Here is an 11,782-nt window from a genome sequence, read left to right as displayed (position 1 = left end):
GCCATGGCGGCCCACCTCCGTACGGAGCCGCTCGGTGACCTCGGCGGCGATGGCGGCGACCTCGGGGGAACCGGTGCGGGAAGTGCCGGCGGTACGTCTGCGCCGTCACCGCGACGTCCCGCACGGACAGGTCGGGGCGCTGCCGCACGTACTCGTGCACCTGCTCGGCGGCCTCGCGGACCGCCTCCGGGGTCCGCCCGGACAGCACGATCAGCTCGGCAGGGCCGTCGGCGGCCGATGGCTCCGGCGGGATCGGGCCGTCGGCCTCCTCCAGCACCACGTGCGCGTTGGTGCCACCCAGACCGAAGGCGCTGACCGCAGCGCGGCGCGGACCACCGGCGGCCTCCCACCGACGGGCGACGGCGTCCACTGTGAACGGTGTCGACCCGTCCAGCAGCTCGGGCCGGGCCTGCTTCAGGCCGGCGAGCGGCGGGATCTGCCGGAAGTGCAGGGCCAGCGCTGCCTTGATGAGACCGGCGACACCGGCGGCGGCGTCGAGGTGCCCGACGTTGGCCTTGACCGAGCCGATCGAGCACTGTCGCTCGCCGCGACGGAACACCTCGGTCAGCGCGGCCAGCTCGATGGCGTCGCCGACCTCGGTCGCCGTGCCGTGCGCCTCGAGGTAGCCCACTGTCGCCGGGTCGACGGCGGCGGAGGCGTACGCGCGGGTCAGCACGTCGACCTGCCCGGCGATGCCCGGCGCGGTGTAGCCGACCTTCATCCCACCGTCGTTGTTCACCGCCGACCCCTTGATCACCGCGTACACGGTGTCCCCGTCCCGGCGGGCGTCCGCGACGCGTTTGAGCACCACCAGGGCGACCCCGTTGCCGGGCACGGTGCCGTCGGCTGCGGCGTCGAAGGGCCGGCACGTGCCGTCCGGCGACATGATGCCCTTCGTCTCGTAGAGGTACCCGGCCTGCTGCGGCACTGCCACGCAGGCGCCACCGGCGAGCGCCACGTCCGAGTCGCCGCCGCGCAGACTCTGGCAGGCCAGGTGCACCGCCACCAGCGACGTCGAGCAGGCGGTCTGCACGGTGATGGCGGGCCCGCCCAGGTCCAGCCGGTACGCGATCTTCGCGGCCAGGTGGTCCTTCTCGTTGCCCAGCACGACCGACAGCAGCCCCTGCGACTCGACGACGTCGGGCTGGGCGAATACGTGGTGCAGCGCGTAGTAGTTGAACCCGGCCCCGGCGAAGACGCCGACCCGACCGAACGGCCGCTCGGTGGCGAGCCCCGCCGACTCCAGCGCGGCCCACGCCGTCTGCATCAGCAGCCGGTGCTGCGGGTCCATCGTCTCCGCCTCCCTCGGAGTGATGCCGAAGAAGGCCGCGTCGAACAGGTCCGGGTCGGCCAGGACGCCGCGCGCCGGCACGTACGCCGGGTCGTCGAGCCGGTCGGCGGGCACCCCGGCGGCCAGCAGCTCGCCCCGGGTCAGCGCACTGACAGTGGTCTTCCCGGCGACCAGGTTCGACCAGTACTCCCAGACGTCGGCGGCGCCGGGGAACCGACCGGCCAGGCCAACGATCGCGATGTCGTCGTTCATGAGGGTGCGCCTGCTCTCTCGGTCTGCGCGTGCAGATGCTGGGCCAGCGTCTGGACGGTCGGGAAGCGGTAGAGGTCGGTGAGCGGGATGGTCCGGCCGGCCAGTCGCTCCTGGAGCAGCCGGCGCACGATCGCCAGGCGCAGCGACTCACCGCCGACGTCGAAGAACGCCTCGTCGACGTCGAAGTCGTCGGTGCCCAGCGCCTCCACCCAGGCGCCCGTCACCAGCTCCTCGAACTCGGCCAGCGACGCCGAGCGCTGGGCGGGAACCCGGGCCAACCCGGCCGAGGTCTCCGGCGGCGCGGCCGAGGTCTCCGGCGGCACCGTCGGTTGGGCCAGCGCGCCCAGCGCCCGCAGGTCGACCTTGCCGTTGCGGTCCAGCGGGAACTCGGTCACCGTCACCCACTGCTGTGGCCGGGCGTACGGGGCCAGGTCGGGCTCCACCGCGCGGCGCACGGCGGCCACGTCGACGCCGTCCGGGGCGGGCTTGAGCGCCGCGCAGAGGCGTACCCCGCTCCCCGGGTCACCGGTGGGGAAGACCACGGCGTCGCGGACGCCCGGCTGCGCCCGCAACCGGCGCTCGACGTCGACCGGCTCCACCCGGTGCCCGGCGATCTTCACCTGGCGGTCGTTGCGGCCAAGGAAGCGCAGTTGGCCGTCGGTGCCCCAGCGCACCAGGTCCCCGGTGCGGTAACGGCGTTCCCCGTCGTGGCGCACGAAGGAGGCGTCCGTCCTCGTCGGGTCGCCCAGGTACCCGTCGGCCAGACCGGTGCCGCCGGCCAGCAGTTCGCCGACGGCGCCCGGTGGGACGAGGCGACCCGACGCGTCGACGACGGACAGGTCGGTGCCGTGTACCGGAGCACCGATCGGCAGCGGGTCGGGGGTCGCGTCGGCATGCTCGACGGAGTACGTGGTGGTGAAGGTGGTGTTCTCGGTGGGGCCGTACCCGTTGGTCAGGCGCAGGCCCCGGCAGGCCCGCAACACCTGGCGCACGTGCGGCGGTGACACCACTCCCCCGCCGGTGAACAGCTGCCGCAGCCCGGCGAACGCGTCCGGACGGTGGTCGGCGACCAGGTGGAAAACGCCCGAGGTGAGCCAGGCGTGGGTGACCCCGGCGGCGCTCAGCACGTCGGCCAGCCCGCGTGGCGTCGGGTCCTCCGGCGGGAAGACCACCACCGTGTCGCCGGTGGCCAGGGGCACCAGCAGCTCCAGGGTGGACGCGTCGAACGCCAGCGGGGACAGCCGCAGCATCCGCATACCCGGCCGCTCGGCGAACATCCCCGGGTCGTCGGCCAGTCGCAGCACCGCCCGGTGCGGCACGACGACGCCCTTGGGCACGCCCGTCGAACCGGACGTGAAGGAGACGTACGCGGTGCGCGCCGGGTCGCTCGGCACCGCCTCGACCGGGTCTGCCCCGACGGGCGTCCGCGGATCGACGAGCGGGCAGTCGACGACTCCCGGCCAGGGCTCGCCCACACCGAGGCGGGCCCGCGCCGCGACGGTCGCCGCCAGATGGGTACGCCACTCGGCGGTGGCGTGCTGGTCCACGGCCACGTAGTGCGCGCCGAGTCGCAGCACGCCCAGCACCGCTACCGCCTCGGCGGCCGAGCGGGGCACCTCCAGGAGAACCGCGTCGCCGGCACGCACCCCGTGGCCGTGCAGCAGGCGGGACTGCTCGACCGCGGCGTCGTGCAGGTCCCGGTAGGTGAGCGTCAGCCCGGTGTGCGCGTCGACGAGCGCGGTCCGCTCGCCCGCGGACTCCGCGTACGCCGCGAACCGGTGCCACACGTCGTCGGCGGTGTCGTACGTCCCGCCCGTGCCCAGCTCGCGTAACCGGGCGCGCTGACCCGCCGAGAGCGTGGTGACGTCCCGCACCGTCGCGTCCGGGTCGGCGGCCAGTTCCCGCACCGCCGCCTGGAACGACTCGACCAGTTCCCCCGCGTCGGCGGCGGTCAGCAGGGCTGTCGCGTACTCCAGCGCGAACCGGGGACGATCCGACCACGACTGGAGGTAGAGCAGGGCGTCGAACACCGAGCCGGCGCAGTGGCCCTCGTGCACCCGCCAGGTACGGTCGCCCGCCACCAGCTCGTCGGGCACCAGCTCGTGGTGGGCGGCGAAGCCGAGCTGGGCCAGCGGGTTGCGGCCCGGGTCGGTGCCGGCGCCCAGCGCGGAGACGACAGTCTCGAACGGCACGTCGGCGTCGGCGACCTCAGCGGCCAGGGCGTCGGCGATCCCGCGGACGAACTCCCGGACGGTGCTGTCGTCGGTCGCCGCGCAGCGGACCGGGACGACCCGGGTGCAGAGGCCCACCAGGCGGTCCATGCCTGCCTCGAACCGGCCCGCCGCCGGCACCCCGAGCACCAGGTCGTCCAGACCGGCGCGGCGGGACACTGTCAACGCCCAGGCTGCCAGGGCCACCGACGTGACGGTCACCCCGCACTCTCGGGCCAACCCGGTCGTCGCCTCCGCCGCCGTCTCGTCCAGGTGGAAGCGCAGCCGGGCGCCCCGCCCGTCGGCCTCGGCGACCGGCGGCAGGTCGGTGGGGAGCGTCACCGTCCACGGTGCCCCGTCCAGCCGCGCGGTGACCCGGGTCAGGGCGGCCTCCAGCGCTCCGGACGACTCCTGCGCGGCGAGCCGGGTGCCGACCCAGTCCGGCGACGGGGCTGCCTCGGCCGGGCCGTCCCCGGTGTAGAACTCGGCGAACTCCCGTGCGAACAGTCCGACGCTCCAGCCGTCGCTGACCGTGTGGTGCACCAGCATGGTGAGCAGGTCGCGCCGGCCGGTTCGGGTCAGGACGAACACCACGGGTGGCTGCGCGAAGGGGCGCAGCAGTCGCGCGGCGGCCGGGCCGTACAGGTCGTGCACGGCGCGCACCGCGTCGTCGTCGGGCAGCGTCTGGTGCAGTAGGCGCGGCTCGTAGGGCGCGGGCAGCACGATCCGGGCCTGGCGGGGGTCGCGCACGAAGCGTGTCCGCAGCGCCTCGTGTCGGGTGGTCAGCTCGCGCAGCGCCCACCGGACCCGGGCCGGGTCGAGGGGCCCGTCCGCCTCCACCGTGAACATCAGGTGGTACGGCGCGTCCTGGTCCAGCAGGTGCGCGGCCAGCATGGACCGCTGACCCGGCAGCAGCTCCCGCTCTGCCGGCCGCCGCGCGACGACGGGTGGCGCGGTGTCGACGAAGTCCACGGCGCCGGCGAGGGCCTGGGCCAGCGGCAGCGCCGACAGCAGGCGGGCGCTGTCCACGTCCGCCCGCAGCTCGCGTTGGCCCAGCGCGACGAGGGCGATGGCCTGGAGCGAGGTGCCGCCCAGGGCGACGAACGACTCGGTGGCGGCCACCGCGCGGACCTGCTCGGGGCTGGCGCCGAGCACCCGTGCGGCGAGCGGCGCCCAGGTGGCGAGGTCGGGGGCGACCATCAGGCGGTCTCCGCCGCCGGACGCTCCAGCGGCACCTCGCTCGCGACCTTGCGCAGGTCGGCGAGGCGGGGGTTTTCCAGCACGTGGCCGAACATGACCGCGAGGTTGAGTTCCTGGCGGATCAGGGTGCTCAGGCGCAGCGCGCTGAGCGAGTGGCCGCCGAGGTCGAAGAAGTCGTCGTCGTCGTCGACGGTGTCGACGCCGAGGACCTCCATCCACAGCTCTTCGAACTCGGCCACCCAGGTCCGGTCTTGTGTGTCGCGCATCAGTGTCGCCTCTCTGTGGTCGGGTCGGCTCCGGGTGCGTCCAGGTAGTGCCGGGTGGCCGCGAAGGGGTAGGTGGGGGCGGGCAGCCGGTGGCGGCCGGTGTCGTGCACGGGGTCCCAGGCGTCGGTGAGACCCAGCTGCCACAGCGCGCCGACGGTCGCCAGCAGGCGGGCATGCCGGTTGGCGGGAAGTGCTGGCTGATCGGCGTCCAGGTGCGGGGTGACGCTGGTGCCGACCTCGATCCAGAGCACCGGGTCGGGCACGTCGGGGGGCGGCGTCGACGTCGGGGGGCGGAGGGCCGCGGCCCGCCAGAAGGCGCTGTCGTCGGGCCGCCCGTCGATGAGCAGGGGCAGAGCGGCGGGGTGCAGGCGTACCCCGGGGTCGTCGGTGTCGCGCAGCAGCGCCAGCGCGTCGGCGAGCGACATCACCCCGGCCACGACGGCGGCGGCCACCGCGCCGACACCGTCACCGGCCACGGCGCGCGGGGTGACGCCCCGGCTGCGCAGCGACCGGGTCAGGCCGACGCAGGCCAGCAGCCGGTCACCGCGTTCCCGGACCGAATCGTCCAGGTCGTGGCCACGCAGCAGCGCGACGCCCTCGTCGACGGTCCGCCGGTACACCGGGTCGGCGTCGTAGTTGGGCCGGTTGCCGGTCACCTCACCGGCCCCGGTGAGGTGCAGCGCCACCCCGCGCGCCCGAGCCGTCGCGTCGACCTTGCGGACCCGGGCCACCCCGTCGGTCACGCCGGTCAGGACGGCGGCCCGCCAGGGCAGCTCGGCGCGGCCGGTCCGCAGTGTGTACGCGAGGTCGGCCAGGTCCCCGGGGGCGGTTCCCGCCGCGAACGCGGTGACCCGGTCCAGGCTGTCCTGCGCCACCGCGGCGGTCTTCGCGGAGACCAGGACGAGCTGCGGGACGTGCCGGCGGGGTCGGGCCGGGATTGGCGGGGCCTCCTCCAGCACCACGTGGGCGTTGGTGCCGCCGATGCCGAAGGCGCTCACCCCGGCCCGGCGTACGCCATCGACAGGCGCCCAGGGTCGGGCGGTCGTCGGCAGCTCGAACACCGAGCCGTCCAGTCGGATCGCCGGGTTGGGCGTACGGAGGTGGGCGATCGGGGGGATCGTCCGGTGTGTCAGAGCCAGCACCGTCTTGATCAGGCCGATCACCCCGGCGGCGGTGTCCAGGTGTCCGACGACCGACTTGACGGCGCCCAGCGCGCAGGGCGCCCGGTCGGGCCGGGCGGAGTCGAACACCTGCCGCAGCGCCGCCACCTCGATCGGGTCGCCGAGCGCGGTGCCGGTGCCGTGCGTCTCGACCAGGCCCACGGTGTCCCTGTCGACGTCGGCCACCTCCAACGCCGCCGCGATGACGGCGGCCTGACCGGTCGGGCCGGGCGCGGTGAAGCCGGCCTTGCGGGCGCCGTCGTTGTTGACCGCGGAGCCCCGGATCACCGCGTGCACCGTGTCGCCGTCACGCAGCGCGTCGGTGAGCCGCTTGAGCACCACCACGCCCGCGCCGTCGCCCGGCACCGTCCCGTCGGCGGCGGCGTCGAAGGCACGGCAGCGACCGTCGGCGGAGAAGATGCCGCCGGGCTCGTGCAGGTGTCCGCGCCGGGTCGGCGGGGCGACGGTGGCCGCGCCGGCCAGTGCCACGTCGGCGTCGTAGGTGAGCAGCGCCTGCGTCGCCTGGTGCACCGCGACGAGCGACGTCGAGCAGGCGGTCTGCACTGTCAGCGCCGGCCCCTGAAGGTTCAGCTTGTAGGCGATCCGGGTGGCGGCGAAGTCCTTGGCGCTACCGATGATCACGCCCAGGCCACCGGCCGCCTCGACCGCGCGCTCGTTGGGCCACACGTTGTCCAGCAGGTAGACGTTGAGCCCGGTGCCGACGTACACCCCGACCCGGTTGCCGTCGGCGGCGACCGGCGGGTGGCCGGCGTGCTCCAGCGCCGCCCAGGCGCACTCCAGCAGGATCCGCTGCTGGGGGTCCATGAGGGCGCTGTCCGACGGTGAGTAGCTGAACAGCCGGTGGTCGAAGCAGTCCGCGTCGGTGAGCACCGCGCGGGCCGGCACGAAGCCCGGCCGTTCCACCAGATCCTTGGGTACGCCCCAACCGACGAGCTGCTCGGGCGTGAAGACGCTGACGGCGTCGACGCCGTCGTGGACGTGTCTCCAGAACCGGTCCAGGTCGCGTTCGGCGCCGGGGACCCGGATGGCCATGCCGACCACCGCCACCGCGGCGCTGTCGTCCAACTCAGCCACGGCCGGCTCCCACGCTGCGCCGCCGCTCGGCCAGCAGGGCGCGGCCCTGGCGGCGCTGCGCCGCGTTGGGGTCCGCGACGACGGGCGCGGTGTGCTGGAGCGCCGCCGCGCAGCCGGCGATCGTGCCGCAGCGGAAGAGGTCGGTCACCGAGACGTCCAGACCCTCCTCGGACATCCGCTGCTGGAGCGCGATCAGCGCGAAACTGTGGCCGCCCAGGTCGAAGAAGTTGTCGTGCAGCCCGACGTCGGGCCGCCGGAGCACCTCGACCCAGCAGGCCCGGATCCGTTCCTCCAACCCGGTGCCGTCCACTGCGGCCGGTGGCCGCGACGGCGCGGTGGCCGTCCGTGCCGCACGGCTGTCGGCCAGCAGGCGGGGAAGGTCCACCTTGCCGTGCGCGGTGAGCGGGATGGTCGCCACGGTCAGGATCCGCGACGGCACCATGTACGCCGGCAGTGTCTCGCGCAGGTGCGCCCGCAGGTCGTGCTCGGCGTCCGGGCCGACCCCGTGGACCACGAACGCAACGAGTTCGTCGTCCTCGGCTGCCACGGCGCACGACCGCACCGCGGGGTGGGTGAGCAGGGCGCCCTCCACCTCGGCCAGCTCGACGCGGTAGCCGCGCAACTGCACCTGCGTGTCGTTGCGGCCGAGGTACACCATGCTCCCGTCGAGACCCCACTTCACCACGTCGCCGGTGCGGTACATGACCCCGCCGCCGTACGGGTCGGGCGGGAACCGCTCCTCGGTCAGCTCCGGGTTGTCCAGGTAGCCGTGCGCCACGAGCGCGCCGCCGCAGTACAGCTCGCCGGGCACGTTGAGGCCGGTCGGCCGCAGGTCCTCGTCGAGGACGTAGCAGCGCGCCGACGGCAACGGCACGCCGATGGCACCCTCGGGGACCCGGGGCACGTCGGCGGCCGACGCCTGGAAGATCGTGACGTGGATGGTGCCCTCGGTGATGCCGTACATGTTGACGAACACCGTTTGCAGACCCGGCGCGTCCGCGATCAGCGACGCCAGCCGCGACCAGCTCAGCGCCTCGCCGCCGAGGACGACGTAGCGGATGCGGGAGGTCTCGTCGGGGTCGAGCGCCCGCAGGTACGGCGGCAGCAACCGGTAGAGCGCGCCCGGGGTCTGGAACAGCACTGTGACGGCCTCGCGACGCACCAGCCGGGCCAGCCGTTCCCGGTCCACCAGGTCGACCCGGTCGGCGATGACCAGCCGGGCGCCGGTGGTCAGCGCGCCCCACATCTCCCACACCGACGCGTCGAACGAGAACGAGCTGGCCGCCAGCCACACGTCGGCGGCCGTGACGTCCAGGCCCGCCGGGGTCGGGCTGTTCAGGGCGTCCAGGCCCCCGTGCCCGACCAGGACCCCCTTGGGTACGCCGGTCGAGCCGGAGGTGTAGATGACGTACGCCGGGTCGCCCGGCCCGGGGACGGTTTCCTCGAGCACGGAGATTCCGTCGAGGGTGTGCGCGTCGGCCAGGGGGGTCCCGCTGTCGCGGGTGAGCGCCGCGGCCGCCTCGGCGGTCTCCGGGTCCACCACGAGCACCGCCATCCCGGCGTTCGCGGCGATCAGTTCGAGGCGCTGGCGCGGGTAGTCCGGGTCCAGCGGCACGTAGACGCCGCCGAGCTTCCACACGCCCAGGATCGCCGCGACGACCGCCGGTGAACGGCCGAGCAGCAGCCCCACCCGGACGCCGGGGCGGACACCGCGGTCGGCGAGGCCCGCCGCGATCCGCCCGGCCCACCGGTCCAGCTCGGCGTAGGTGATCTCGACGTCCCGGTGGCGTACGGCCACCGCGTCCGGGGTCGCCGCGACGTGGTCGGCGAAGCGACGCAGCACCGACGGGTGCGTGACCGGCTCCGACGCGAGCGGCGGGTTCACCCCCTCGGTGAGCTGCGCCCGCTCGGCTTCGTCCACCATGGACGGCTCCCGCTGCTCCTCGTCGACGATCGACCGCAGGAACGTCAGGTAGTGCGCGAGCAGTGTGCCGACGGTCTCCGCCGTGAACAGCTCGGTGCTGTACTCGGCGCGCAGGAACGGCACGTCGGTGGAGACGTCGAGGGTCAGGCCCAGGTCGAACTTGGTGACGTCGATCTCGACGTCGACCTCGGTCAGCCGTACCCCGGCGAACTCGGGGAACGCGAACGGGAAGTTCTGCACCGTCAGCGAGGTCTGGAACAGTGGCGCGTGGCTGAGCTGCCGCTCCCCCACTGTGGCCCGCACGATCTGCTCGAACGGCACGTCCTGGTTGGCGAAGGCCGCCATGCTGGTCCGTCGTGCCCGGTCCACCAGCTCGGTGAAGCTCGGCCGGCCGGACACGTCGAGCCGGATCGGCAGCGTGTTGACCAGGCAGCCGACCAGGCGCTCCTCGGCGTCGTCCATCCGGTTCGCCACCGGAACGCCGACCACCACCTCGTCCTGGCGCGCGTACCGGGACAGCACCGAGGCATACGCGGCGAGCGTCACCGCGAACAACGTCGCGCCCCGCGCCCGCCCCCACTCCCCCAGCCGCCGCACCAGGTCCGGCTCGACCGGGCGGCGCAGCACCGCGCCGGTGGTGCCGAGCACGCTCGGGCGGGGGAAGTCGGTGGGCAGCGCCAGTTGTGGCACGTCGACCAGCGCCGCACGCCAGAAGTCGAGGCCCGAGCTGTCCCGCCGCCACGTCTCGTGCTGCCGCTCGGCGTACGCCAGGTAGGACTCGGCCGGCTCGTCGTAGGCGGCCACGGCCCCGTCGACGGTGGCGTTGTACTCGGCGGCCAGGTCGCGCAGGAGCAGGCCCACCGACCACCCGTCGCAGGCGATGTGGTGCACGAGCACCGCGAGGCCGTGCTCGTCCGGGCCCCAGGAGCGCAGGAAGGCCCGTACCACCGGCCCGTCGGCGAGGTCGAAGGGCTGCCGGGCCTGCTCGGCAACGAGCGTCCGCAGGTGGGCCTCCTGGGTGGCGCGATCGACCCACCCGTCGGCGCTGATGTCGACGTCCACACCGGGCGTCGACGACACCCGCTGGGTGAGGACACCGTCGACCACCGCGAACGTGGTGCGCAGCGCGTCGTGCCGGGCGACCACCCGGGTCAGGGCCGTGCGGAGCGCCTCGGGTCGCAGCGCACCGCGCAGGTGCACCGCGAAGGCCACCACGTACGCCGGGTTTCCGGGCTGGAGCTGATCGAGGAAGTAGAGGCGTTCCTGGGCGAAGGAAGCACGACCGGTACGAACCATGCACCGATCGTGCGGCCCGGCACGTCCCGCGCGGCAGAGCACGTTCTCCTGCCCCACCAGGAAAAGCTCCCGGTCGCGTCGGCGACACGTCGACGCGGGTCCCCGGGCATGGCGCGGCCCCGGCCCGACGCGGGTTGCCGTCGGACCGGGGCGGTGGTCGGCCGGTCAGTACTCGCCGCGCCCGAAGGCCGCCAGCTCGGCGGAGTGCACGGGATTGCTGACGTACGTGGCGCCGATCGGGGCCGTCACCCGGCACCAGGCGTCGAGTCGGCCCACGTCGATGCCGGCGGCGCTCGCCAGCTCGTCGCGGCGGCGCACCATCTCCGCGCGGTCCAGACCCTCCAGCACGTAGTCCACGGCGTCGAAGCAGGGGTCACCGGCGCACGCCATCGGGTCGATCGCCACCAGGCCCCTGCCTCCGCCGCTGAGCACGTTGCCGAGGTGCAGGTCCCCGTGCAGCAGCACGGTGTCGGTGGGCACCGCGAACAGGTCGTCGCGCAGCCGCTTGGACCCGCTCAGGTCGGCGCCCCGGCGCGTCGCGGAGTTGAACAGCACGTCGATCCAGTCCGCCAGTTGACGGGGGGCGGCAGCCGGGTCGCCCGCGCCGTGCAGATCGGTGAGGAAGGCGGCGTACTCCGGCGGTGAGGGCGGCTGCGGCATCTTCTCCACGAGGGTGCCGGGGTGGATCGCTTCGAGCAGGACGGCGCCCTTGGCCGACTCCCGCACCGCCGGCACCCGCCCGCTGGAGGCGAACTGGCGCAGCATGTCCACCTCCTCCCGCACGGCGTAGCTGTCCGGGGACAGCTTGAGCACCGCGTCGCCGAGCGGGCCCACGCACCGGAACACCACCGAGGAGTTGCCGGACTTGAGCGGGTCACCGAGAGTTAACTCCCACTGCTCGACGAGGTCGTCGAGCCGCTGGCGCAGCGTGCCCACCCAGCGGTGCGCGGCCCGGCCGAACCGTGGCTCCAGTCGGTTGGCGATCGCGTCCAGGTCCAGGTTCATCCCGCTCACCCCCGCACCGACCGCGCGCCGGCGCACGCGGGCGCGCCCGGCGCCACGACACCACGCCTGCCGGCCAGCAGAAC

6 protein-coding genes are annotated in these 11,782 nt (G+C 74.3%); all 6 read right to left on the bottom strand.

The genetic code is table 11. From position 1 onward, the window contains the following. On the bottom strand, positions 1–1,543 hold a 1,543-nt coding region (locus ACWCO3_RS23425; protein ID WP_450012030.1), incomplete at its 3' end, for a beta-ketoacyl synthase N-terminal-like domain-containing protein. Next, positions 1,540–4,953 (bottom strand): non-ribosomal peptide synthetase, encoded by a 3,414-nt coding sequence (locus tag ACWCO3_RS23420; RefSeq protein ID WP_450012028.1) that lies wholly within the window; start codon positions 4,951–4,953, stop codon positions 1,540–1,542. The genes ACWCO3_RS23425 and ACWCO3_RS23420, both read right to left, overlap by 4 nt. Further along, the gene (locus tag ACWCO3_RS23415; protein WP_450012027.1) at positions 4,953–5,219 is read right to left on the bottom strand and encodes a phosphopantetheine-binding protein; all 267 of its coding nucleotides are present in this window, start codon (positions 5,217–5,219) and stop codon (positions 4,953–4,955) included. The genes ACWCO3_RS23420 and ACWCO3_RS23415 overlap by 1 nt, the downstream gene beginning before the upstream one ends. Further along, entirely contained in the window at positions 5,219–7,474 is a 2,256-nt protein-coding gene (locus tag ACWCO3_RS23410) for a beta-ketoacyl synthase N-terminal-like domain-containing protein (RefSeq protein WP_450012025.1), read from the bottom strand. Before ACWCO3_RS23410 ends, ACWCO3_RS23415 begins: the two co-directional genes overlap by 1 nt. After that, entirely contained in the window at positions 7,467–10,694 is a 3,228-nt protein-coding gene (locus tag ACWCO3_RS23405) for a non-ribosomal peptide synthetase (protein ID WP_450012023.1), read from the bottom strand. The genes ACWCO3_RS23410 and ACWCO3_RS23405 overlap by 8 nt, the downstream gene beginning before the upstream one ends. 165 nt (positions 10,695–10,859) lie before the next feature. Next, on the bottom strand, positions 10,860–11,782 hold a 923-nt coding region (locus ACWCO3_RS23400; protein ID WP_450012021.1), incomplete at its 5' end, for an aminoglycoside phosphotransferase family protein.

It is taken from the genome of Micromonospora sp. NPDC002411, assembly GCF_053592955.1.
The sequence above is the reverse complement of the archived record's forward strand: the minus strand, read 5'-3'. Positions and strand labels throughout refer to the sequence as shown.

Coding starts and splice junctions, on each gene's coding strand:
- ACWCO3_RS23420 (WP_450012028.1), bottom strand. CDS start 4,953: ATGGTCGCCCCCGACCTCGCCACCTGGGCGCCGCTCGCCGCACGGGTG.
- ACWCO3_RS23415 (WP_450012027.1), bottom strand. CDS start 5,219: ATGCGCGACACACAAGACCGGACCTGGGTGGCCGAGTTCGAAGAGCTG.
- ACWCO3_RS23405 (WP_450012023.1), bottom strand. CDS start 10,694: ATGGTTCGTACCGGTCGTGCTTCCTTCGCCCAGGAACGCCTCTACTTC.